We start from the raw sequence: 22,031 nt of genomic DNA on the forward strand, positions 1-22,031 counted from the left end.
TGCCTTTTCGAATCCCCATATGAGTTCGACATGTAGGTCTTCGATGAACGATTTTAAGCCCTTCTGTTTAGCTGACAATATGGCTAGGTGGCCAAACTTGACCGATTTTTCGAAATCGTGAAGGCAACAGAGCCCCTGATTTCAAATTGAGGGCATCGCATCGAAAGTACGCTAGTCAACGGCAAGGGAAAACGAAGCCTGAACTCTGTCATGCTGCCCACTGCTTCGGTCGATAGGTTGAGCGGTTTTCCGACCCGTCGCTTTGGCGGCACGATCCGATAGGCGTGGAGCACTTACGATTTATCGTAGATGCGTCAGCTAACGAAACAACATGCATCTGAATAACGAACCTGGAGTCGCATGATCCCTTCAGACGCGCTTTAGGTGCCAGCGAGTCTGTTTAGGCCGGACACACTTAGGATTTCCATCGTCCAACACGAGCGAGAACAGCGACAGGCAAGGTGCCGACGAGGACTATGGCAAGTGCCGCGATCGAGGCTTCCTCGTAGGTCCCGCGCGCCGCCTCGCCGTAGAGATGCGTCGCCAGGGTCTCGAAATTAAGCGGCCTCAACAGAAGCGTCGCCGGCAACTCCTTCATGCAATCGACAAACACGAGCAAGCCCGCAGCGACGAGCGACGGTTTCGAAAGCGGCAGAAGAATATGCCGGAATGTGCCAGTCACATTCTGGCCGAGGCTGCGCGCGGCGTGATCGAACGAGCGCGGAATGCGGCTGAAGCCCGCCTCGACCGAACCGACCGCAATCGCCAGGAAGCGTGCGACATAGGCGTAGCCGAGCGCTGCTCCTGACCCGATCAGCAGCAGGCCGGTTGGCGCGCCCAGCCATGCTAGCGCGGTTCGGTCGATCATCTGATCGAGGGCCGCGACGGGCAACAATATTCCGATGGCCACCACGGTGCCAGGCATCGCATAGCCGACCGTGGAAACCCTCTGCAAAGCCGCCGTGACGCGGCCGGGAAGCGAGCGCGCCGTATAGGCGATGATCACGCCGAAGAGCAGGATTGCGAGCGTGGCCATGGCCGACAGGGTGACGGTGTTGAGCGTTTCCGACAAGAGCCGGGGCGACAGCCCTGCGAAACGGACGCGCTTCCACGCCTCGACGACAAGATAGCTCGCCGGGGCGATGAACCCGATGAACACCGGCAGAAGGCCGAGCGCAAAAACCACCAGACCCGAAACGGTGCCGAGACGATGCGGTGTGAAACTCCGCGCCTTTTGTGCGCTCGACCAATAACGCTGACGACGGCGCGCCCAACGCTCGATGGTGACGAGCGCGACCACCAATGACAGCATGGCGAGCGCAATCTGCGCCGCGCCCGGCAGGTCGGACCGCGTCACCCATGTCGTGTAGACCGAGACCGTCAGTGTCTTCACGCCCAGGAACTCCGAGGCACCGATGTCGTTCAGCGCCTCCATCAGCGCGAGGCTGACGCCGACGGCGATCGCCGGACGTGCCAGCGGCAGCGCAACGCGCCAGAAGACGCCGCCTTTGCCACTTCCAAGCGTGCGCGACACCTCGACTAGATTGGCCGCCTGGGTGAGAAACATTGCCCGCGTCGTCAGGTACACATAGGGATAGAGCACGAAGCCGAGCAGCACGATGCAGCCGGCCATCGACCGGATGTCGGGAAGGCGGAATTCGTGTGGGCTGGTGAAGCCAAGTGCCACTCTGAGCGCACCCTGGACCAAGCCGATCGGATGGAGAAGATCGAGATAGACGTAGGCGATTATGTAGGTCGGCACCGCGAGCGGGAGGAGCAGCGCCCATTCGAGAAACCTGCGGCCGGGAAAGTCATAGGCGGTGACAAGCCAGGCCGTCGAGGTGCCAAGAAGCGTGACGAGGACACCGACGCCGATGAGTAGCGCCGTGGTCTGCTGGAAGGCCTGTGGCAGCACATAGGCGAGGAGATGCGGCCAGAGCCCGCTCGATCCCCGCAGCGCCTGCCAGATAAGGGCGAGAACCGGAGTCGCCACCAGCACAGCGACAAGCACGGTCGCCATGAACCACAGTCGCCCGGACCAGTACCGGGCGACCTTCACAGTGGAGGCTCTTCGCAGGTCGACATCCGACATCGGGAGATCACCGGGCGCAGCACTGCCCACGCCCGGATCGCCCATCAGTTGTCGAAGCCGACCTTCTCGGCCAGTTCGCTTGCCTGCTTGCGATGCTTGACGATTTCCGTCATCGGCACTGGATCGACTTTCAACGCGCCGAACGAGGCGATGATCGGGTCGATCGGAGCACCGGCCTTGACCGGGTATTCGAAATTTGCCTTGGCATAGAGTGTCTGGGCGTCGTCGGAAACCAGATATTCCAGCAGCTTGACCGCCTCACCCTTGTTCGGCGCATGCTTTGCGACGGCCGCGCCGCTGACGTTGACCTGCGTGCCGCCATCCTTGAACGTTGTCAGGACGACCTTGATCGCGTCGCCCCAGGCGACCTGCTCCTCACCGCCCTTGCCGGAGCGCATCAGTCCGACGTAGTAGGAATTGGCGATGCCTATCTGGCAAATGCCGCCGAGGATGTCCTTGGCCACATCGCGGTCGCCGCCGCCCGCCTTGCGGGCGAGATTCCCCTTGACGGCGGCAAGCCATGCTTCCGTCGCCTCGGCGCCGTTATGTGCGATGTAATCGGCAAAAAGAGCGGTGTTGTAGGGATGCTGGCCGGACCGGATGCAGACCTTGCCCTTCCATTTTGGATCGGACAGGTCCTCGTAGTTGAACGCGGCAAGATCGAGATCCTTGGCCGCGTAGAGTACGCGGGCCCGCATCGACAGAGCAAACCAGTTGTTGGCCGGGTCACGCAGGTTCTCCGGGACCGCGGCTTTCAGAACATCGGACTCGACCGGCTGCGTCAGGCCTTTTTCGGCCAGGTCAGCTAGGTTGCCGACATCGACCGTCATGAGAATATCGGCAGGTGAGCTTTCCCCTTCCGAGGCCACACGCTCCGCCAGACCATCTTTCATGAAGACTGTATTGACCTTGACGCCGCTCGAGGCGGTGAAGGCGTCAAGCAGCGGCTGGATCAGCCCAGGCTCACGCGTGGTGTAGATGTTCAGTTCGGCCGCCATGGCCCTGGCCTCGCCAGCGAGGGCGAAGACGCCGCCCACCAGGGCGAGTCGCAATGTGGAAAGGCTCTTCATGAAGCGGTCCTCCATTAATTGATTGGTGCGGCCGGCATTGGTTGACAGCCCGGGAATTGCTCGATCATATGTGAGTAATTTAGTCAAGTTACTTTGCGACCAAAGCGCTTGCGACTTATGCCGCAGCGAATATCAGCACGCCGCCTGGATCTATGGTCAGATGGATCGGCTCACCCGGCTTTACATCGATCCGGCTGGTGGTGCGCAAGCGCAAGAGGTCAGCAACGCCCTCGATCCTGACCAGCAATTGTTCGATCTCACCTAGAAAAGAGCGGTTGACGACAAGCGCCGGCAGACCTTCGTCGGAACCTGAAAGGCAGACAGCCTGCGGGCGGATGCAGGCAAACGCCTTGCCGCCTTCCGGAAGATCGAGCCGGGCTGGAAAGGTGCCCAGCACCGTTTCGACCCGGCCATCGCGGTAGATGCCCTCTACCCTGTTGCACGGGCACAAGAATTCGGCGGCGTAGAGTGAGTTGGGATGATCGTAGATATCGTAGCCCGTCCCGACCTGCACAACCCGCCCCTCCTGCATCAGCACAACCCGGTCACCGACGGAAAGGGCCTCCTCCGGGTCGTGCGTGACGAGGATCGCCGTCGTCCCCAAGGCTCTCAACGTTGAAGTGGTCTCCTCGCGCACCCGCTCCCGCAGGCCACGATCAAGGTTCGAGAAAGGCTCGTCCATCAGCAGGATGACGGGTTTTGGGGCAAGCGCCCGCGCTAGTGCGACTCGCTGCTGCTCGCCACCTGAAAGCGTGTGTGGGTAACGGCCGGAAAGCGCCTGGATGCCGATTCGGGCGATCACCTCGGCCGCACGGGCGCTCGCCTCGCGCCGCGACAGCCGCTTGAGGCCGAAGGCCACGTTCTCCTCGACGGTCAGGTGCGGGAACAGGGCATAATCCTGGAACATGAATCCGATGTTGCGGTCTTCGGGCTCGACAAAGCTGTTCGCGCCCGCGATCTCAATGCCATTGAGCAGAATTCTTCCGCTGTCCGCAGTATCGACGCCTGCAATGATCCGCAAAAGCGAGGATTTGCCGCAACCGGACTGGCCGACCAGGCAGACGATCTCTCCAGGCGCAATCGACAGCGAAACGTCATCCAGCGCCTGGGTGTCGCCGAAGCATCGGCTGATGTGTTCCAGCGTTAGCGGAGCGCCGGCATCATTTATCGACCCATGCATCATTCGCCCTCCGACACGCTGGCTCATAGCTGTTTAGATCAGCGTCGATCGGCTGGAAACTTAATTGCCATGAAAAAACCCGGCCGCACGTTCGCGACCGGGTCCGTCTTGCTGGCCCAAGGGCCGTGTTCACATCTTGTAGCGAGATTATTTCGCCTTTGCGACGATCGATTCGAACGGCTTGTAGGCTTCCTTGGCGAGTTCGGCATAGAGGTCACCGATCTTGGTGGCTTCGGTGACGAAGGCTTCGTACGACTGCCTGGCAAAATCGGACTGGATCTCGATCGCCTTCTCCAGCGACTTGGCCGACAAAAGTTTCTCGGCTGCTGCGCTGCCGGCCTCGAAGCTTTTCTTGGTGTACTCGCCCGCCTCGGTGGCGATGGCCTGCGCGCCCTTGGAAAGGGATGCGAAGCTCTTCAAGCCGCTATCCGCAAACTCCTTGCCGTATTTGCTGAAATCTTCATAGGTCTGGGTCATTCACGCAATCCCTTGCCAGTTGTCCTTGAGCGGTGGACGCGGCCTTTTCTCGGGGCCGCGTTGTGCAATGCAAGTAATATATTGTGCACTGCACAAAAGTCAAGGTTTCACCGACTCTGGGTTTCACCAAGTGCCATCCGGCCAGCAGATCGGCGCAACCGTCGGGAAATGGCTAAGATTCGAATAAAGAAAAGCTCAAGCTCGAAGAAAATGGTGAACGCCGCGGTTACCATAAACGGATTGGTAACGCTGGCCGCGATAGCTTGGCTTGAAGTGAGGCAGGACCCCTTTGCCGCCTCCACCGCAACAAAAATTCAAAGGAACCATCGGTGCGTCAGGCGTTGTCGGGCATTCTCTCCAAATCCGCGTCCTCCTTGAAAACGATCATGATCCTCGCTTTGGCGATGACATTCGTCGTTGCCGGAGCTGCTTCGTCCATGGCGGCGAGGTCGGCGGCCATCGTCATCGACGCCAAGACCGGCAAGGTGCTTTACTCTTCGAATGCCGATGGCCGACGCTATCCCGCCTCGCTCACCAAAATGATGACGCTTTACCTGGCCTTCGAGGCCATGGCGAACGGCAAGATCGGCAAGAACTCCCGGGTCGTCTTCTCGCCCAATGCCGCTGCCGAACCGCCGACCAAACTCGGCGTCAAACGGGGCGGCGCGATCACGGTCGAGACCGCGATCCTGTCGATGGTGACCAAGTCGGCAAACGACTCGGCAACCGCAATCGGCGAACTTCTCGGCGGCAATGAAGCCAATTTCGCCCACATGATGACGGCCAAGGCGCGGGCCCTGGGCATGAAGGGGACTGTTTTCCGCAACGCCCACGGCTTGCCAAATCCCGGTCAGTTCACCACCGCGCGCGACATGGCGGTGCTCGGCATCGCGCTGCGGGAGCATTTTCCCCAGTATTACAGCTATTTCTCGCAGCGTTCCTTTCTCTACGGCCGCAGGCGCATCAACGGCCACAACCGCCTGCTTGGACGCATCAAGGGCGTCGATGGCATCAAGACTGGTTACACCCGCGCCTCCGGCTACAATCTCGTTTCCTCGGTCGACGACGGCGATCGCCGCATCGTCGCGGTGGTCATAGGCGGGAAATCCGGCGGCAGCCGCGACAACCAGATGGCCGCATTGATCAAAACCTACCTGCCGAAGGCGTCGTCGCGCGGCAGCGGCATGCTGATCGCCAAGGCCAGTGGTGGCAACCCGATCACCGCGCTGGCGAAAGTATTCCTGCCCAAGCGCGACGCGCCGACGCCGGACAGCAGGCCGGACGACGATGCGGCGTACAACGAGGCCCCGGACGGCGATGCCATTGCCTCCCTGGTGGAGGAAACCGAGCCCGTCGTTGAAGAAGCCACCCCCGTCGTTGAGACCAGGCCCGTCTCCCAGACCAGGAAGGTCGAAACAGTGGCCGCCGCTACGGCGGACGATGTGGCGACCGCACGGGTCGCAGCAGCCTATGGCGAACCGGCAACGGTCGATCCCGTCAACACGGCATCGGTGCCGTCCGGCTGGGCAGTCCAGGTCGCCTCTTCGCCAAAACAGTCCGAAGCCCAGGCTCTCCTGGACGAGACGAGCAAACAGGCGCCTTCGGTCCTGGCCGATGCTGTGGGCTTCACCGTCGCCTTCGAGAAGGGCGGCGTCACCTACTACCGCGCCCGGTTCGGCTTTGGCTCGAAGACTGCCGCCTCGAAAGCCTGCAACGCCCTGAAGAAAAAGAAAATCGAGTGCTACGCCGTCCACCAGTAGGCGGCGTCGAAACATCTCCCGGAAGAATTCTGCGTCGAAGGAGACTAGTTGTGATTGGAGAGCAAGACGTCCTTGGCTTCGTTGATCCGCGCCGCCAGAAACGAAGTGCCGCCGAGATCGGGGTGCAGGCGCTGCATCAGGCGGCGGTGCGCCTTGCGGACATCCGCCGCGGCGGCCCCCGCTTCAAGACCAAGGATCTTGTAGGCCTCCTCCTTAGTCATGGCGCCCGAACCTGGCGAAACACCCAGCCCGTCGCCACCATTCGCCTCCGCGTCTTTGCGCCAGATGGGAAATCTGCCGTCAAGATACGTCTCTAGCAGCTGGCGGCTCTCCGGGTCGCCGGGGAGTTCGCGATAAAGCTGCTGCAATTCCGCAAGGCTCATCGTGCCTAGCATCTTGCCTTCATGGCGGCCGGCGAGCACGAGCCCCTCCAGATTGCCGGTATCGTGATCAAGCTCCATTTCGAGGGCCGCGGTGCGCACCGTCGAATACTTGCCCGGCTCCAGTTTCGCCGTCGGCCGCTTCATCCGCATCGAGCCATACCAGGCGAGCGCCGTCGACAGGATCAAGCCGCCGATGCCTGCGCGTCCAACCAGAAGCGCGGCGACGCCGATCAGCGCCAGCAGGACAGGCCCAAGCGTCCTCATCCAGCTTGCGAGTTTCGCGGGGTCGGAGCGCAGAAACACCATGGCCACGCCGAGCAGCACCAAAAGCAACGCCACGAATGCGATAGTCGCGCCCATCATTTCCTGCCGCTCCGCAGATGCTCGATCAGCAGCCGGTCTTCCGGCCTGCCCCTGGCCTCCAGAGCCTTCAGCCCGCCCGTCGCAAACACCGCAACCGCCGATAGCAGGCTGGCCAAGGTTGCGGCGGCCCGCCGATCAAATCGGAACCAGGCGCCTTTGGACAGCCGCGCAATATCCTTGAACGCCTTTTCCGCGCCGGCATCATGGCCCTCCTGAAAGACGAAGACAGGAACGCCGTGCAGGCCGAGGCTGCCGGCCTTTTCCGCCAGATCGTCGATATTTTCCTCCATCGCGTCGCCGATATAGACCAGGGCGTTGACCTTGGCCGCCGCCGTCTGTTTCAGCGCATGGGCGAGCACCTTGCCGATCTGGGTGTGGCCGCTGCGGCATTCGATCCGCGTCATCAGCTGCTTCAGCGCGTTCGTATCGGTGACGAATGCGGATGAGCGGCACTCGCCAAAACCGCGAAAATAGACCAGTTGGACCTTGAGCGCCCCGGCCTTGCCGACGGCGTCGAACATCTCGCCCTGCAGCGCACAGGCGAGATCCCAGGTCGGCTGGCGGCTCATGGTCGCGTCGAGGGAAAGGATCAGCCTGCCAGTACCGGTCGCGGACGCAGCCAGCGTCCTTGCCTGACGGATAAACGCGTCGATCTCGCCGGTGCTCGATTGGGATTCGACCGGCGCAGGATTGGCCTTTGCGGGCACGGGCTGCTTCTTGTCGCTCATGACATTCAAGATGTGGCGTTGTCGCACAGCTTGCAAGCCCAGCATGAGGCTATCTGGAGGGCCGGCGATCACCGCAGCTTTGAATTTTGGGGCCTTCCTAGAGAAGGCCGAGATCGGCAAGCTCGCGCCTGAGTTTCGGCGGCATTTCGACCAATCCCGCTTTGCCCTTGGAGAGATCGGCCGGTGCGTCCGACGATTTCAAATAGCGCCAGCCTTGAAAGGCGCGGCGCGGCTGCCATTCAGTCGGCACGACCGCGGGATCGAGGATCAGGTGACAGCGGCCGATACCCTCGTCATCGGTGAAAGGACGGATTTCGGTGATCAACTGGCGGCACTGCACGTTGCCCTTGATTACCCAGTAGAGGGAACCGCCATCGGTGACCTCGGCGCTGCGCGTCGGCGTCATGCGGGTGGTGTGGTAGTGCTCGACCGGTTCACCGGCGCGCCGCCGTTCGTCGAGGCGGAACGCGATCCACTCTTCGAGATCTTCGACGCTGTCGCAGCCAACGCAGAGCTTTATGAGATTGAGGGACATGGATCAAGGTTTAGTCCGGCGCGCGAAGGCGTCAACTGGCCCAATCGACTTTCTCCACAGTGCCGCTGTTCTCCACGGCGCCAATCCACAGTGCAAGGTTTGGCTCAGCATTCCACGATATTGACGGCCAGTCCGCCGAGGCTGGTTTCCTTGTATTTCTCGTTCATGTCGAGGCCGGTCTGGCGCATGGTCTCGATCGCGGCATCGAGCGGCACGAAATGAACGCCGTCGCCCTTGATGGCCAGCGACGCGGCAGTCACCGCCTTGACGGCGCCGAGCGCGTTGCGCTCGATGCAAGGCACCTGCACCAGCCCGCCGACCGGATCGCAGGTCATGCCGAGATGATGCTCAAGCGCGATCTCGGCGGCGTTCTCGACCTGCTCAGGCGTGCCGCCCATCACGGCGCACAGCCCCGCTGCCGCCATCGCCGAGGCCGAACCGACCTCGCCCTGGCAGCCGACCTCGGCGCCCGAGATCGAAGCGTTGGTCTTGATGATGCCGCCGACCGCTGCTGCGGTCAGCAGGAAATCGCGGATGCTCGGCTGGTCGGCCTCGGGATGGAAATGCAGCCAGTAGCGCAGCACCGCCGGCAGCGTGCCTGCAGCACCATTGGTCGGCGCGGTGACGACGCGCCCGCCGGCGGCGTTCTCCTCGTTCACCGCCATGGCATAGATCGACAGCCAGTCGTTGGCGAGCAGCGGATTGGGCCGGTTCTGCCGCCACTGCTCCTGCAGCTTGTCATGCAATTGTCGCGCGCGTCGGCGCACCTTCAGGCCGCCCGGCATGATGCCGTCCTGCGACAGGCCGCGCTCGATGCAGCTCTTCATCGCGCTCCAGATGCCGTCGAGGCCGGCGTCGAGCTCTTCGCGCGACATCTGCGTCTCTTCGTTGACGCGCTTCATGTCGGCGATGGAAAGACCGCTTTTCGCGGCCATCGACAGCATTTCGACAGCGTTCTTGAAGGGGTATGGAACGTTTTTGCCTTCCGTCGTCACCGAGCCCTTCGCCTTCATCCGCTGCAGCTCTTCTTCGGAAACCACGAAGCCGCCGCCGATCGAATAGTAGATGCGCTTGAGCAGCAGGCGGTCGTCGGCATCATAGGCAGAGAAAGCCATGCCGTTGGCGTGGCCGGAAAGCGGCGTCTTGCGATCCAGCACCAGATCCGTCGCCGGGTCGAAGCGATAGGACGGATGGCCGGGCGGCGAAATCCGCTTCTCGGCGGCGATGCGGTCGACGATGCCGTCCGCCTGATCGGGGTCTACCGTCTGCGGCGTCTGGCCGGCAAGCCCGAGCACGACGGCGCGATCTGAACCATGGCCGATGCCGGTATAGGCAAGCGAGCCGTGCAGGCTGGCGGCGATGCGGTCGACCTTGGCGCCGACCGGGCGTGGCCAGTCATCTCCCGCGACCTCGTCGAGAAAACGCCGCGCAGCCGTCATCGGTCCCATCGTGTGCGAACTCGATGGTCCAATGCCGATCTTGAACAGGTCGAAAACCGAAAGGAACACGCGCCGCTCTCTCCTGTTGGAATCTATATATAGGAATTCCTGTGATGTTTCCGCTCTTTCGAAGATTGCGGCGCTGCACCTGCCGACCTTGTTTGCTCCGGCAGCGACATCGTTGCGTTCCGCCATCGAAGCGCCGCCACCGCTTGTGGTAAGAGGGTTGCATGGGCGATTCCTTCCATTTGTCGACGGCAGACCTCGTTGCGCTTGCCTTCTTCGTTTTCGTGTGGGTGCTGCATACGCTCGCCTCCGACGGAAAGCTGGTCAGGCGCATGTCGCTGACGACGGCGATGAACGTCCAGCGTCAAGCCTGGATGCGGAACATGGCCGAACGCGAGGTCCGCATTGTCGACACCGCCATCATGGCCGGCCTTCAACAGGGAACCGCCTTCTTCGCCTCCAGTTCGCTGATTGCGATCGGCGGCTGTTTTGCCCTGCTCGGCGCCTCCGATCAGGTTGTTTCGGTGCTGAGCGACCTGCCGCTCGGCGCGACGTCGTCCCGCTCCGCCTTTCAGATGAAGGTGTTCGGATTGGTGCTGATCCTTGCCTATTCCTTTTTCAAGTTCGGCTGGGCCTACCGGCTGTTCAACTATTGCTCGATTCTGATCGGTGCGGTGCCGATCCCGCACGGCGAGGCTTCACGCAACCCGGTCAGCGAGACGGCGGTATGGCGGGCGGCGCGCATGAACATGCTGGCCGGAAAACATTTCAATTCCGGCATGCGCGGCGTGTTCTTCTCGATCGGCTATCTCGGCTGGTTCGTCGACCCAAAAGTATTCGTGCTGTCGACGCTGCTGTTGCTGGCGGTTCTGGTGCGTCGCCAGTTCTTCTCGGCGGCGCGGCAAGCCGTGATTGGTCAGCCGCCCGAGCCGACACCCGGTCCGGGAAAAAGCCGATCGATGCGGCCCGACAGCCGGTAGGCGACGAGCCCGGTCCATTCGCGGACCGCCGTGCTGGTAGCTGCAGCGAAACGAAGGGATCGTCGCGAGACAGGCCGATGCCTTCCTTGCCGGAGGTGCGGATCGCCAGATTCAACGGCTGGACGAGGAGCCAGAAGACCTTGGAAAGATGTTAGAACATCCCTCACCCCTTCAGGTGGGAGACGACACTACCACCACTTTTCCGGCTGGAACGTACCCGCAGCCTGTTCGATGACATGGGCGGTCTGGCACAAGGTTTCCTCGTCGAACGGCCGGCCGATGAGCTGCAGGCCGAGCGGCAGGCCCTTGGCGTCGAGCCCTGCGGGCACGGCGATGCCCGGCAGTCCGGCCATGTTCACGGTCACCGTGAAGATGTCGTTGAGGTACATCTTGACCGGGTCGGCGGCCATGTCCTCGTCGGCGATGCCGAAGGCCGCCGACGGCGTCGCCGGCGTCAGGATGACGTCGACGCCGGCAGTGAATGCATTTTCGAAATCCCGCTTGATGAGGTTGCGCACCTTCTGCGCCTGCAGATAGTAGGCGTCGTAGTAGCCGGCGGAGAGCACATAGGTGCCGATCATGATGCGGCGCTTGACCTCGCGGCCGAAGCCGGCGGCGCGGGTCTTCTCGTACATGTCGACGATGTCCTTGCCCGGCACGCGCAACCCGTAGCGGACGCCGTCATAGCGGGCTAGGTTCGACGAGGCTTCGGCGGGCGCGACGATATAATAGGCCGGCAGCGCATATTTGGTATGCGGAAGCGAAATGTCGACGATCTCGGCGCCGGCATCTTTCAGCCAGGCAATGCCCTTCTGCCACAGCGCCTCGATCTCGTCTGGCATGCCGTCGACGCGGTATTCCCTCGGGATGCCGACCTTCATGCCCTTGATCGGCTTGCCGATCGCCGCCTCGTAATCCGGCACCGGGCGGTCGACCGAGGTGGTGTCCTTCGGATCGACCGAGGCCATGGATTTCAAGAGAATCGCGGCGTCACGCACGTCGCGGGCGATCGGACCGGCCTGGTCGAGCGACGAAGCGAAGGCGACGATGCCCCAGCGCGAGCAGCGGCCGTAGGTCGGCTTGATGCCGACCGTGCCGGTGAAGGCGGCGGGCTGGCGGATCGAGCCGCCGGTGTCGGTGGCGGTGGCGCCGGCACACAGGAACGCCGAAACGGCGGAGGCCGAGCCACCCGACGAGCCGCCCGGCACGAGCTGGGCGTTATCCAGCGTACGCGCGGTCCTGGTGCCGCCGGCCGAGACAAAACCGCCATCGCCCTGATGCGTGGTCGGCATCACCATCGTGTCGACGCGCGAACGCCGCCATGGATTGACGACCGGGCCGTAGTAGGAGCTCTCATTGGACGAGCCCATGGCGAACTCGTCCATGTTGAGCTTGCCGAGCATGACGGCGCCGTCGGCCCACAGATTGGCGGTGACGGTCGATTCGTAGTGCGGCTTGAAGCCGTCCAGCACATGGCTGCAGGCTTGGGTGTGGATGCCTTCGGTGCCGAACAGGTCCTTGACGCCGAGCGGAATGCCTTCGAGCGACCCGCCCTCGCCCTTCGCAAGCTTTGCGTCCGAGGCCCTGGCCATGTCGCGCGCCTTGTCATCGGTTACGACGACATAGGCATTGAGCGCCGGATTGGCCCGCTCGATTGCCTGGAGATAGGCTTCGGTGATCTCGGTTGCGGTGATTTCCCGGGCGCGCAGCTTGGCGCGGGCCTGCGAAATCGTCAGGTGGGTCAGGTCGCTCATCAGGCAAGGCTCTTTTCGTAAAACACCGACCACCCGGAATCGGGATAGTCCAGCACCGGGCCGCAGCGCGAAAATCCGGCGCGTTCATAGACGGTCCACGCAGCCGGATGGCGGTCGCCGGTTTCCAGCACCAGACGCTTCAGTCCTTCATTGCGCGCCAGCGCCTCGATTCGCTCGACGATCCCGGCGCCGATCTTCTGCCCGCGATGCGAAGGCCGCGTGTACATGCGCTTGACCTCGCCGACGGCGCCGTCATGGCGTTTCAGCGCGCCGCAGCCGATGGCGAGGCCGTTGTCACGAGCGATGAAGACAGTCGTGTCGTTGTCGGCCATCTGCTCGACGGTCATGTGGGAGCAGTGCTCCGGCGGCGTCAGTTCCAGCAGCGTGTCGTTGAGCTCCTTGACCAGCCCGCGCACGTCGTCCTGCAGCGGCGTTTCGATGGCGATCTCGATTGCCATCGGCCCGCTACTCCACGACCTTCGGAACGAGGAAGAAATTCTCTTCGGTCGCCGGTGCGTTGGCGACGATGTCGGCCGCCTTGCTGCCGTCGGTGACGACGTCCGGGCGCTTCTTCATCTCCATCGGAATGACCGACGTCATCGGCTCGACGCCGGCGACGTCGACCTCGTTCAACTGCTCGACAAAGCCGAGAATGGTGTTCAACTCGCCGGTCATGCGCTCGGCATCCGCCTCGCTCACCGCAATGCGGGCGAGACGCGCGACGCGCTTCACTGTCTGCAGATCAACGGACATATTTGCTTGTGCCTCGGGAAAACCAGTCCGCGCTATAGCGGCGCGGCGCGTGCCGCGCAACATGCATCGTGCCGAGAACTCAGCCAGAAGGTCTATGGCAGGGCCACACCGTCGCAGAGGAAAAAGCTGCCGCTGTTGCCGCTCGCCTCGCTTTCGTCTTCCGCAGGTCGGACCGAAACCAGATCGATCTGCTTCGGGCTCAATTGCGTTACGGAGAGAACGTCCGGAAAGACATGTCCCGGCTCCTGACATATGGCTGTCACCGCCCAACTCGGCGATAGCGTCGCCTTGCTGATCTGAAGGAACTCGCAATCGTATTCGACGCTTTGCAGGCCACGCGCCGAGAGCACGATGTTGCCGGCGTCGATCAGCGCCTCCAGTGTGTACTTCTTGGCCTGCGTACAAAGCTCCTCGGACTGGAGATACACGCCTTTGATGAAGTCCTCCGCGGCGGGAGCCGGGGAGGCCACAGAAAGAACAAAAATGAAAAGAAAGCCCCTCAAAACCATGTTTTCACTCCATTTTGGCGCCTTATACCTAGCGTCTTCTACAAGCTAATCGTCCCGCCGATCTCCGGCAACGCCACCTTCACGCCGGAACCCTCCAGCCCCGCGACAAACTTGTCGGCGGTCTGGTCGATGATCGGAAACGTGCCGAAGTGACTGGGAATGACCGTCTCGAACTGAAAGAAGCGCCGACAGGCAAGGGCTGCCACCGCGCCGCCCATGGTGAAGCGGTCGCCGATCGGCACGATGCCGATCTTCGGCTCGTGCAGTTCGTTGATCAGCGCCATGTCGGAAAAGATGTCGGTGTCGCCCATATGATAGAGCGTCTTGTCTTCCTGGAAATGCAGCACGAGGCCCCCGGGATTGCCGAGATAGGTGTTCTGGCCTTCATCGCCCGGGAACGACGAGGAATGCAGCGCCTGGACGAAGGTGGTGGTGAAGCCGCCGCAATCGATCGTGCCGCCGATATTGCCCGGATTGATCTTCTTGTCGCTGACGCCCTTGCCGACCAGGTACATGCAGACCTCGAAATTGGCGACCAGCATGGCGCCGCTTTTCCCGAGCACTTCGAGTGCACCGCTGATGTGGTCGCTGTGGCCGTGGGTCAACAGAACATGCGTGACCCCTTCCGCCGGCTCTTCCCAGCCGCCCGTCCATGACGGATTGCCGATCAGGTAGGGATCGATGAGGATTTTCGCCTCGGCGGTTTCGACGCGAAACGCGGAATGTCCGTACCAGGTCAGTTTCATGAATGCCTTCCTCGATTTTTGCTTCGCCAAAGGATAGAACGCCGGCAGTGAAATTAAAGTCCCACAGCGTCCTTTGCGGCGTATGGTCCGAGGAAAGCCGTTGAGCATCATCACCATCGAGGAGTTGCCGGCGCGGCTCGGCGGCGGCAAGACGCTGGCCGGGCTCGACCTTGGCGACAAGACGATTGGCGTGGCGGTTTCCGACCGGGGCTTTGCCTTCGCCCACCCGCGTCCCGTCATCATGCGCAGGAAATTCTCGCTGGATGCCGCAGTGCTGCTCGCCTTGCTGGAGAAAGAGAATGTCGGGGCCGTGGTGCTCGGCCTGCCGGTCAACATGGACGGGTCGGAAGGCCCGCGCGCCCAGAAATCCCGCGCCTTCGCCCGTAACATGGCTGGTGTGACCGACCTGCCCTTCGTTTTGTGGGACGAGCGGCTGTCGACGGTGGCGGCCGAGCGGACGCTGATCGAGATGGATTTTTCGCGCCGCAAACGCGCCGGCAAGATCGATTCGGCCGCGGCGGCCTTCATTCTGCAGGGCGCGCTCGACCGGCTTCAGACGCTCGGCGTCGACGCCTGGTCGAAATAGCGGTCGCGCATTATCCTGATCCAGCCACCGATCACCCGGCGTCGGCGAAACGCCCAAAACGCCATGAGCAGCAGGCTGTCGAGGATGCAGGCCTTTGCCACCATGCCCGGAATGAGCGCCGGATCGATGCCAAGCATCTCGCCATAGAGCTGGAAGACGAGGTCATGCAATTGGCGGCTCAGCATGACGTAGCCGAAATTGATGTCGTTGAGCGACAGGAAGAACCAGCCCCAGAATAAGGCGAGCGGCGTCGCCCATAGCGCGAACAAGGTGCGCATCAGCGGTCCCTCAAGTTCGTGTCCGGCCACAAGGTCGCGTCCAGGCTGCCTGAAATGCGCGAGAGCGCCGAGTTGTGCGCCGCCGCCTTCGCCATCGAGGAGCTCAATATATGCCGCATAGCGTTCCTGCTTCCGTAGATAGGACAGTGGGCTTTGCGGCCTGCCGCTGCAATGGAAACCATTTGTTAAGGTTAACGGTCATCCACAGCGGCGGTGAGCGTTATCTCGCCTGATACCGTGGCTTGGACGTGGATTTCGCCCGCTCCCCAATAGGCCCTGGGCCAGTCATCGGAACGATCCTGACACCACCAGACGCTTGATACCTCAACTTCAGCTGCTGACTTGATGTCGTTATCCGCGCACCAGGTCTTCAACGCTTCTTCCGTGGCTTTTTGCTCGAAGTCGTACCATCGATCAACGGCGCCCCTGTGCTCTCGCAATCATCTAGCGGCGCGACAAACGACGAGAAACCTTGCCGAAGTCGCTTCAGGTGACCGGTGGGTACAGCGTGTCGATGATCATGCGCGCGTCATGGCGTGAATCGAGCATGCCATAGGTGTTGCGCCACTGGCCGGCGAGGCGCGTCTCGACGAAGGCGTCGGCGATCCGCCCTGCCCCCAGCCTGCGAAGCTCCGCCGCCGCCGCCGACAGCGCCAGTTGCTCGGTGAGCAGACGCGCCGAGCCCTCATCGGTTGCCGCGACCTGCATTGCTGCCTTGAGCACACCGACGGTGCCGCGCCCGCCGGCGCCGAGATCGCGATCGATGCCGGCCAGCACCTCCTCGAACAGGCCGGGTGCACGCCCCAGCACGCGCAGCACGTCGAGCGCCATGACGTTGCCGGATCCCTCCCAGATCGCGTTGACCGGAGCTTCGCGATAGTAGCGGGCGAGCGGCGCCTCTTCGACATAGCCATTGCCGCCGAGGCACTCCATCGCCTCATAGAGCAGCGGCGGTGCGATCTTGCAGACCCAGTATTTGACGACCGGCGTCATGGCGCGCGCAAAAGCCGCCTCGCCGCGGTCGCCGGCCGCCTCGTCGAAAGAGCGCGCCAGTCGGAATGACAGCGCGGTGGCGGCGGCGACGTCGAGAGCCATGTCGGCCAGCACGCGCTGCATCAGCGGCTGCTCGATCAGATTGGTTCCAAACACCTGGCGATGACGGGTGTGGTGGACGGCTTCGGCCAGCCCGGCTCGCATGATCGCCGACGAGGCGATCGCGCAGTCGAGCCGGGTCAGCGTCACCATATCCATGATCGTCTTGACGCCTGCCCCGGGTTCGCCGACGATCTCGCCGATGGCATTGACGAACTCGACTTCGGACGAGGCGTTGGAGCGGTTGCCAAGCTTGTCCTTCAGCCGCTGGAAGCGGAAGCCGTTGCCCGAGCCATCGCCGAGGATGCGGGGAACGAGAAAGCACGACAGTCCTTCCGGCGCCTGTCCAAGCACCAGGAACGCATCCGACATCGGCGCCGACATGAACCATTTGTGGCCGGTCAGCCGATAAAAGCTGCTGCCGGCGCGCTCGGCCCTGGTGACGTTGGCGCGGACGTCGGTGCCGCCCTGCTTCTCGGTCATGCCCATGCCGAGCGTCAGCCCGGCTTTTTCGACCGGCGGCTTCTGGCTCTGGTCGTATTTGCGTGTCGTCACCCGCGGCGCCCATTCGCGAAACAGTTTCGGGCTTGCCATCAGCGCTGCCAGCGAGGCGCTGGTCATGGTGATAGGACAGAGATGCCCGGTTTCGAGCTGCGCCGTCAGGTAGAAACGGGCGGCGCGCACCTGATGGCGGCGGCCGATCTCGGCATCGCCATTTTCCCAGACCGACGAATGCAGCCCGTTCGCCACCGACCGGCGCATCAGCGCATGATAGGCTGGATGGAACTCGACCAGATCGATGCGCCTGCCCTGGCGGTCATGGGTCCTGAGCTTCGGCGTCTCGACATTGGCGAGGCGGGCCAGTTCCTGCGCCTCCTGCGTCAGCACGAAACGGCCAAGCCCATCGATATCCTTGCGCACCGGATCGGAAAAACGCTCGGCAAGCTGGATCAGCAACGGATCGCCTCGCCAGGCGTTGCCGCCGGCCAGCGGCGGCGGCTGGTTCGTCACGTCGTCGGTCACACGCTGTCCTTATCATCACAAGGCCACGAATCCGAAGCCATCAGCTAGATATAGCCCAAGCCGCGCAACGAGCGCGACGAAAATACCGGGGAGAAAGGCCGCAATCCAAAGCTGGTGCTTGCAGCCAAAGGTCCTCCACCCTATAGCAGCGCCTTGAGATGACCGACGCTTCGTCCCTGCCACTCTACCCCCACCGCCATCTTCTGGGCATCCGCGATCTTTCCCCCGCCGACATCGAGCTTTTGCTGGACAGGGCGGACCGGTCGGTCGCGATCTCGCGGCAGTCGGAGAAGAAAGCCTCGACGCTGCGTGGCCGCACCCAGATAAACCTGTTCTACGAAGCTTCGACCCGTACGCAATCGTCGTTCGAACTGGCCGGAAAACGGCTCGGCGCCGACGTCATGAACATGTCGGTGGCCAGTTCTTCGGTGAAGAAGGGCGAGACGCTGATCGACACGGCGATGACGCTGAACGCCATGCATCCCGACATCCTGATCATCCGCCATCAGTCGGCGGGTGCCGCCGCGCTGCTGGCGCAAAAGGTCGGTTGCTCGGTGATCAATGCCGGCGACGGCGCCCATGAGCACCCGACGCAGGCGCTGCTCGACGCGCTGACCATCCGCCGCGCCAGGGGCCCGCTGTCGAAGCTGATCGTGGCGATCTGCGGCGACATCCTGCATTCGCGCGTGGCGCGTTCCAACATCATGCTGCTCAATGCGCTCGGCGCGCAGGTGCGCGTCGTGGCGCCGTCGACGCTTTTGCCCGCCGGCATCGAGAAAATGGGCGTGATCGTCACCCGTTCGATGGCCGAAGGGCTCAAGGACGCGGATGTGGTGATGATGCTGCGGCTGCAGCGCGAGCGCATGGAAGGCGCCTTCGTGCCTTCGGTGCGTGAGTATTTCCACTATTTCGGCCTCGACGCCGAGAAGCTGAAGGCGGCCAAGGACGGCGCTCTGGTCATGCACCCCGGCCCGATGAACCGCGGCGTCGAGATCGCCTCGGAAATCGCCGACGGTCCGCAGAGCGTCATCCAGGAACAGGTGGAGATGGGTGTTGCCGTTCGCATGGCGGTGATGGAAGCGCTGCTCGATCCCCGCCGCAATTATGAAGGCCGCGGCGCATGAGCACAACGGTGTTCAGCCGGGCCCGCATCATCGATCCGTCGCGCGGCATTGACGAGGTCGGCACCGTCATTGTCGAGGGCCGCAAGATCGTCGCTGCCGGCAAGGCGGCCTTGAACCAGGGCGCTGCGCAAGATGCTAACGTCATCGACTGCGCCGGCAAGGCAATTATTCCCGGCCTGATCGATGCGCGCGTCTTCATCGGCGAACCGGGCGGCGAGCACCGTGAGACCATCGCTTCGGCCAGCGTGGCGGCGGCGGCCGGCGGCGTGACTTCCATCGTCATGATGCCCGACACCGACCCGGTGATCGACAATGTCGCGCTGGTCGAATTCGTGCTGCGCACCGCCAAGGACACTGCCGTCGTCAATATCTTTCCGGCGGCGGCGATCACCAAGGGGCTCGAAGGCCGCGAGATGACCGAATTCGGCCTGCTGCGCGAGGCCGGCGCGATCGCCTTCACTGACGGCCGGCACACCATATCAAGCGCACTGGTGATGCGCCGTGCGCTGACCTATGCGCGCGATTTCGGCGGCGTGATCGCGCATGAAACCCAGGACGCCGACCTCGCTTCGTCAGGCGTCATGAACGAAGGCCTCTATGCCAGCTGGCTCGGCCTTGCCGGCATTCCGCGCGAGGCCGAGTCCATTCCGCTGGAGCGCGATCTTGCGCTGGCGCGGCTGACTGGCGGCGCCTATCACGCGGCCAAGATTTCAACTGCGATGGCGGCAAACGCGGTAACGAGGGCCAAGGCCGACGGCGCCAAAGTCACAGCAGGCGTCTCGATCCACAATCTGTCGCTCAACGAGAACGATGTCGGCGAATACCGCACCTTCTTCCGGCTGACGCCGCCGCTGCGCGCCGAGGAGGACCGGCTGGCGATGATCGAGGCGGTCAAGGACGGCACGATCGACATCATCGTATCCTCGCACGACCCGCAGGACGTCGACACCAAGCGGCTGCCTTTCGCCGACGCCGCGGCCGGTGCCATCGGACTGGAAACGCTGCTCGGCGCGGCGCTGCGGCTCTACCACAATGGCGATATGACGCTGCTCAGGTTGGTTGAGACGTTGTCCACTGCGCCGGCAAGACTGTTCGGCCTGCCCGGCGGCACGCTGAAGCCGGGTGCGGTCGCCGACCTTGCGCTGGTCGATCTCGACGAGCCATGGATCGTCAGCGAAAGCGGCATCCGTTCGCGCTCGAAAAACACCTGTTTCGAAGGCGCGCGGCTGCAGGGCAAGGTCTTGCAAACGATGGTGGCGGGCCGCACAGTGTTTTCGGCCTAATGCATGTCGCGCAAAAGCATGCCCTCGGGCCTGACCCGAGGGTGCGCAGCGGTTTTGCGATAACGACATGCATAAAACAGCAACCTAAAGCGCGTCGCATCAGGCCGGTCAAACGCGACGCGCTTTAGGGCATATCCGGGGGAACAATGGCTTACGGCATCGTCTTGGCGCTGGTGTTCGGCTATCTGCTCGGCTCCATCCCGTTCGGCCTCCTGATCACCCGTGCCGCCGGCCTTGGCGACGTCCGCAACATCGGCTCCGGCAATATCGGCGCCACCAATGTGCTGCGCACCGGCAACAAGGGCCTGGCTGCCGCCACGCTGCTGCTCGACGCGCTGAAAGGCACGGCGGCGGTGCTGATCGCCGGTTACTTTGCCCCGGAGCTCGGGCTCTGGGCCGGCTTAGGCGCCTTCTTCGGCCATCTCTTCCCGGTCTGGCTCGGTTTCAAGGGCGGCAAGGGGGTCGCCACCTATCTCGGCGTGCTGATCGCTCTTGGCTGGCAGGTGGCGCTGATCTTTGCCGTCGTCTGGCTGGCCATGGCTTTCCTGTTCCGCTATTCCTCGCTGGCGGCGCTGACGGCAGCAATCGTCGTGCCGATCGCGCTCTATGTCCTCAGCACGCCCGAGATTGCCGGGCTGTTCGCGCTGATGAGCCTGATCGCCATCATAAAACACCGGGCCAACATTACCCGGCTGCTGGCCGGCACCGAGAACAAGATCGGAGCCAGGGAGTGAGCCAGCGCGCCGCCGGGACGCGGCTCAGCGACCGGCAGCGGTTGAGCTGGCTTCGTTTGATCCGCACGTCGAATGTCGGTGCGGCCACCTTTCGCGACCTGATCAACCGCTTCGGCTCGGCCGAGACGGCGCTCGAGATGCTGCCCGAGCTGATGGTTTCGGGCGGCGCCAGAAAGGCCGTCCGCATCCCGACGGTGGCCGAGGCCGAGGCGGAACTGGAGACCGCACGGCGCGCCGGCGCCCGCTTCGTCGGCATTGGCGAGGCCGACTATCCGCCGCTGATGAAAAGCATGGACCATCCGCCGCCGCTGCTCGCGGTCAAGGGCGAAGGCGCGGTGTTCCGGCTGCCGGCGGTCGCCATAGTCGGCGCCCGAAACGCCTCGCTGGCCGGCATCAAGATGGCGCGGACGCTCGCCGCCGAACTCGGCCGCGACGGCTTCGGCATCGTCTCCGGCCTGGCGCGCGGCATCGACACGGCAGCCCATCAGGGCAGCCTTGCGTCAGGCACGATCGGTGTGCTGGCCGGCGGCCTCGACCTGCCCTACCCGCCCGAGAATGCCGCATTGTGCAACGAGATTGCCGAGCGCGGCGGTGCCATCATTTCAGAGATGCCGTTCGGCTGGCAGCCGCGCGCCCAGGATTTTCCACGCCGAAACCGCCTTGTCGCCGGTGCGGCATTGGGGCTGGTCGTGGTCGAGGCGGCGCTGCGCTCCGGCTCGCTGATCAGCGCCAGGCTTGCCGGCGAGATGGGCCGGCTGGTCTTCGCCGTCCCCGGCTCGCCGCTCGATCCGCGCGCCGCCGGCGCCAACGCCTTGCTTAAGGACGGCGCCACCCTGGTCACCGAAGCAGCGGACATTACCGGTGCGATCGCGCCGCTGGTCGGCAAACTGGCGCCAAGAACGCCGCTGCTCGAAGAGCCGCCCGACTTTTCGGCAACACCGCCACCCGGCGAAGACGACCGCGCCCGCGTCATCGAAGCGCTCTGCCCAACGCCGGTGGCGATCGACGAAATCATCCGCCACACCGGCCTGCATCCCGCCCAGGTTTTCATGGTGCTGCTGGAACTCGACTTAGCCGGCCGGCTGGAGCGCCACGCCGGCGGCAATGTCTCGCTGGTGTGATCGAGACGATTCTTG

At 63.2% G+C, this 22,031-nt stretch carries 22 protein-coding genes; 7 read left to right on the top strand and 15 right to left on the bottom strand.

Annotated features, from left to right (window positions below):
- Positions 1-415 precede the first annotated feature (415 nt).
- The 4 genes from AC0L2Z_RS10050 to AC0L2Z_RS10065 all read right to left on the bottom strand — a co-directional run bounded on the left by AC0L2Z_RS10050 (position 416) and on the right by AC0L2Z_RS10065 (position 4,819).
- Positions 416-2,137 carry an ABC transporter permease gene (locus AC0L2Z_RS10050; RefSeq protein WP_473627756.1) on the bottom strand — a complete coding sequence of 574 codons (1,722 nt, stop codon included), beginning with the start codon at positions 2,135-2,137 and terminating at the stop codon, positions 416-418.
- Positions 2,137-3,162 (bottom strand): extracellular solute-binding protein, encoded by a 1,026-nt coding sequence (locus AC0L2Z_RS10055; RefSeq protein WP_473627757.1) that lies wholly within the window; start codon positions 3,160-3,162, stop codon positions 2,137-2,139. Before AC0L2Z_RS10055 ends, AC0L2Z_RS10050 begins: the two co-directional genes overlap by 1 nt.
- A gap of 115 nt (positions 3,163-3,277) precedes the next feature.
- The gene (locus AC0L2Z_RS10060) at positions 3,278-4,345 is read right to left on the bottom strand and encodes an ABC transporter ATP-binding protein (protein ID WP_287174274.1); all 1,068 of its coding nucleotides are present in this window, start codon (positions 4,343-4,345) and stop codon (positions 3,278-3,280) included.
- Positions 4,346-4,489: 144 nt separating this feature from the next.
- Positions 4,490-4,819, bottom strand: a complete 330-nt coding sequence (locus AC0L2Z_RS10065) for a phasin family protein (RefSeq protein WP_023801209.1) — start codon at positions 4,817-4,819, stop codon at positions 4,490-4,492.
- A 329-nt stretch (positions 4,820-5,148) separates the two neighbouring features.
- Between AC0L2Z_RS10065 and AC0L2Z_RS10070 the strand changes: the two genes are divergently transcribed.
- Positions 5,149-6,579: a D-alanyl-D-alanine carboxypeptidase gene (locus tag AC0L2Z_RS10070; RefSeq protein WP_473627759.1), complete on the top strand. Its 1,431-nt coding sequence runs from the start codon at positions 5,149-5,151 to the stop codon at positions 6,577-6,579.
- Between the two features lie 44 nt (positions 6,580-6,623).
- On the opposite strand, the gene AC0L2Z_RS10075 is transcribed toward AC0L2Z_RS10070, so the two are convergent.
- The 4 genes from AC0L2Z_RS10075 to AC0L2Z_RS10090 form a co-directional block, all read right to left on the bottom strand.
- Positions 6,624-7,325: a DnaJ domain-containing protein gene (locus tag AC0L2Z_RS10075; protein ID WP_198032858.1), complete on the bottom strand. Its 702-nt coding sequence runs from the start codon at positions 7,323-7,325 to the stop codon at positions 6,624-6,626.
- Positions 7,322-8,053, bottom strand: coding sequence for a VWA domain-containing protein (locus tag AC0L2Z_RS10080; protein WP_287174278.1), 732 nt, complete (start codon positions 8,051-8,053; stop codon positions 7,322-7,324). The genes AC0L2Z_RS10075 and AC0L2Z_RS10080 overlap by 4 nt, the downstream gene beginning before the upstream one ends.
- A 97-nt stretch (positions 8,054-8,150) precedes the next feature.
- The gene (locus tag AC0L2Z_RS10085) at positions 8,151-8,588 is read right to left on the bottom strand and encodes a DUF1489 family protein (RefSeq protein WP_473627760.1); all 438 of its coding nucleotides are present in this window, start codon (positions 8,586-8,588) and stop codon (positions 8,151-8,153) included.
- Between the two features lie 104 nt (positions 8,589-8,692).
- Positions 8,693-10,096 carry an L-serine ammonia-lyase gene (locus AC0L2Z_RS10090; RefSeq protein WP_128168142.1) on the bottom strand — a complete coding sequence of 468 codons (1,404 nt, stop codon included), beginning with the start codon at positions 10,094-10,096 and terminating at the stop codon, positions 8,693-8,695.
- 161 nt (positions 10,097-10,257) lie between these two features.
- On the opposite strand from AC0L2Z_RS10090, the gene AC0L2Z_RS10095 reads away from it, so the two are divergent.
- The gene (locus AC0L2Z_RS10095; protein WP_023801203.1) at positions 10,258-11,013 is read left to right on the top strand and encodes a DUF599 domain-containing protein; all 756 of its coding nucleotides are present in this window, start codon (positions 10,258-10,260) and stop codon (positions 11,011-11,013) included.
- Positions 11,014-11,201: 188 nt separating this feature from the next.
- Here AC0L2Z_RS10095 and AC0L2Z_RS10100 read toward each other — a convergent pair whose 3' ends face one another.
- From AC0L2Z_RS10100 to AC0L2Z_RS10120, 5 genes are all read right to left on the bottom strand, one after another.
- Complete coding sequence (locus AC0L2Z_RS10100) at positions 11,202-12,767, bottom strand: amidase (protein WP_128168141.1); 1,566 nt, start codon at positions 12,765-12,767, stop codon at positions 11,202-11,204.
- Entirely contained in the window at positions 12,767-13,225 is a 459-nt protein-coding gene (locus tag AC0L2Z_RS10105) for a GNAT family N-acetyltransferase (protein WP_023801201.1), read from the bottom strand. The genes AC0L2Z_RS10100 and AC0L2Z_RS10105 overlap by 1 nt, the downstream gene beginning before the upstream one ends.
- A 7-nt stretch (positions 13,226-13,232) precedes the next feature.
- Positions 13,233-13,520, bottom strand: a complete 288-nt coding sequence (gene gatC, locus AC0L2Z_RS10110) for an Asp-tRNA(Asn)/Glu-tRNA(Gln) amidotransferase subunit GatC (RefSeq protein ID WP_128172398.1) — start codon at positions 13,518-13,520, stop codon at positions 13,233-13,235.
- 92 nt (positions 13,521-13,612) lie between these two features.
- Entirely contained in the window at positions 13,613-14,029 is a 417-nt protein-coding gene (locus tag AC0L2Z_RS10115; protein ID WP_473627761.1) for a hypothetical protein, read from the bottom strand.
- A gap of 38 nt (positions 14,030-14,067) precedes the next feature.
- Positions 14,068-14,775 (bottom strand): metal-dependent hydrolase, encoded by a 708-nt coding sequence (locus AC0L2Z_RS10120; RefSeq protein ID WP_128168138.1) that lies wholly within the window; start codon positions 14,773-14,775, stop codon positions 14,068-14,070.
- 100 nt (positions 14,776-14,875) lie between these two features.
- On the opposite strand from AC0L2Z_RS10120, the gene ruvX reads away from it, so the two are divergent.
- Entirely contained in the window at positions 14,876-15,361 is a 486-nt protein-coding gene (ruvX, locus tag AC0L2Z_RS10125; protein WP_128168137.1) for a Holliday junction resolvase RuvX, read from the top strand.
- Here ruvX and AC0L2Z_RS10130 read toward each other — a convergent pair.
- On the bottom strand, positions 15,328-15,639 hold the full coding sequence (locus AC0L2Z_RS10130; RefSeq protein WP_128168136.1) for a DUF6105 family protein: 312 nt from the start codon (positions 15,637-15,639) through the stop codon (positions 15,328-15,330). The two genes, ruvX and AC0L2Z_RS10130, sit on opposite strands and share 34 nt — an antisense overlap.
- A 486-nt stretch (positions 15,640-16,125) precedes the next feature.
- Positions 16,126-17,754 (bottom strand): DNA alkylation response protein, encoded by a 1,629-nt coding sequence (locus tag AC0L2Z_RS10135; RefSeq protein ID WP_128168135.1) that lies wholly within the window; start codon positions 17,752-17,754, stop codon positions 16,126-16,128.
- 158 nt (positions 17,755-17,912) lie between these two features.
- Between AC0L2Z_RS10135 and AC0L2Z_RS10140 the strand changes: the two genes are divergently transcribed.
- From AC0L2Z_RS10140 to dprA, 4 genes are all read left to right on the top strand, one after another.
- Positions 17,913-18,878 carry an aspartate carbamoyltransferase catalytic subunit gene (locus tag AC0L2Z_RS10140; RefSeq protein ID WP_128168134.1) on the top strand — a complete coding sequence of 322 codons (966 nt, stop codon included), beginning with the start codon at positions 17,913-17,915 and terminating at the stop codon, positions 18,876-18,878.
- A complete protein-coding gene (locus AC0L2Z_RS10145; RefSeq protein WP_128172395.1) occupies positions 18,875-20,161 on the top strand; it encodes a dihydroorotase in 1,287 nt (428 codons plus the stop codon). Before AC0L2Z_RS10140 ends, AC0L2Z_RS10145 begins: the two co-directional genes overlap by 4 nt.
- Positions 20,162-20,307: 146 nt before the next feature.
- The gene (gene plsY, locus AC0L2Z_RS10150) at positions 20,308-20,895 is read left to right on the top strand and encodes a glycerol-3-phosphate 1-O-acyltransferase PlsY (protein ID WP_287376476.1); all 588 of its coding nucleotides are present in this window, start codon (positions 20,308-20,310) and stop codon (positions 20,893-20,895) included.
- Positions 20,892-22,016, top strand: a complete 1,125-nt coding sequence (gene dprA / locus AC0L2Z_RS10155) for a DNA-processing protein DprA (protein WP_473627763.1) — start codon at positions 20,892-20,894, stop codon at positions 22,014-22,016. The genes plsY and dprA overlap by 4 nt, the downstream gene beginning before the upstream one ends.
- The last annotated feature ends 15 nt before the right edge of the window (positions 22,017-22,031 follow it).

Source organism: Mesorhizobium sp. WSM4850, assembly GCF_055811735.1.